Below are 1,439 nucleotides of genomic sequence, written 5' to 3'. Positions count from 1 at the left end.
GACGCATCCCGCCACTGCGGCCCATCGTGCTCGTCATAGCCACTGGGGCCACGCCGGATCTGCGGGCCGCCCTGCTCGCTCTCGCCTCCCGCCGCCGGCGTGCCCGTGGCAGGAGGTCCTCCCTGGCCGTTGCGCTCACGGCCGGAGGTCTCCGGCGGGGTCACGACGAAGTACGGGTTGCGCCCGCGCAGCCGGACCTCCACCGACCCGGGGGCGAGGTCACGAGTGACCTCCTCCGCGGCGGCGGACAGCACCTCGAGCAACGTGAGCCGGGACGCCGAGGCCACCGCGGCTGTCAGCCGCTCGGCCAGCGCCTGGGCCTCCCCCGAGTCCGCCGCGGCCAGCAGCTCGCTCCGGAGGTTCTCCACATACGGCGTGAGGTCCATGACCGTCAGTCTGGCGCCACTATGGCGCCATATCAACGCCAACTTTGGCGCCATCGCTACCGCGTCAGCCGCGAAGGACGAGGCAGACACCGAACCCCGCCACTGCCAAACCCGGCGCCTGCCGCACCCGGCGCCGCCCCTCGACCGTAGCCACGTTCCGTCACGCCGCCGCCGGGGGCCACGGGTGTGCAGGGTGCACAGGGGTCGCCATGGGGGCAATCATGTCCGATATGCCCCCCACGACGACCCGTGTAGACGGATCTTGCCGTCGGGCTCGTTGCGGACCGTGGGGACGGCGAGAGGGATGTTGCTTTCCGTGGTCGAACCCCTCCGCGATGCCGTCATCCGGGGGGATGGTGCCGCACGTTCAGACGACAGAGCCGGTTACTCGGCCCTGCCAACGGGCTGGCCACTCGCCGACGGTGACTACTCACCAGCGGGTTGCTACTCGCCGGCGGTGGTGAGGTGCGCGACGTGGTGGGTGTCGTTGAAGCCGCGCAGGACGGCGGGACCGTCGGAGTACCAGTCGATGGTGGTCAGGGCCACCAGGTCGAGGTGCAGGCGGTACAGGACGGTCGGCTCGGCGGCGAGCGCGAGCTGGGTGAGACCCTTGATCGGGGTGACGTGCGAGACGATCAGGACGCGGGCGCTGGGATGCTCGGCGAGCAGGCGGTCGCGGACGCGGCCGACCCGGGCGACCGTGTCGAGCAGGCTCTCACCGCCGGGGGGCGGGACGGCGGGGTCGGCGAGCCAGGCGTCCAGGTCGTCCGGGAAACGCTCGCGGACCTCGGCGAAGGTCATGCCCTCCCAGGCACCGAAGCTGGACTCGCGCAGGTCGTCCTCGACGGTGTAGTCGCGGCCGAGGGCCTCGGCGGTCTGGCGGGCGCGCTTGAGCGGGGAGCTGAGGATGAGGTCGAAGGGCTCGTCGCGCAGCCGGCGGGCCGCGGCGGCGGCCTGTTCGAGACCGAGGTCGGTCAGCGAGGCCTCGATGGTGCCGGAGAAACGCTTCTCCACGGACAGCGGGGTCTGGCCATGACGCAACAGGACGGTGGT

1 protein-coding gene and 1 pseudogene are annotated in these 1,439 nt (G+C 71.9%); both read right to left on the bottom strand.

The window, feature by feature from the left end; all coding sequences use genetic code 11:
* Positions 1-386: pseudogene (locus G6R24_RS23095) on the bottom strand (hypothetical protein); the annotation flags it as partial.
* A gap of 444 nt (positions 387-830) precedes the next feature.
* A partial coding sequence (locus tag G6R24_RS20905) for a histidine phosphatase family protein (protein ID WP_192029226.1) occupies positions 831-1,439 on the bottom strand: 609 nt, incomplete at its 5' end.

This window comes from Candidatus Frankia nodulisporulans, assembly GCF_902806475.1.
GTDB classification, from domain to species: domain Bacteria; phylum Actinomycetota; class Actinomycetes; order Frankiales; family Frankiaceae; genus Frankia; species Frankia umida.
The sequence above is the reverse complement of the archived record's forward strand: the minus strand, read 5'-3'. Positions and strand labels throughout refer to the sequence as shown.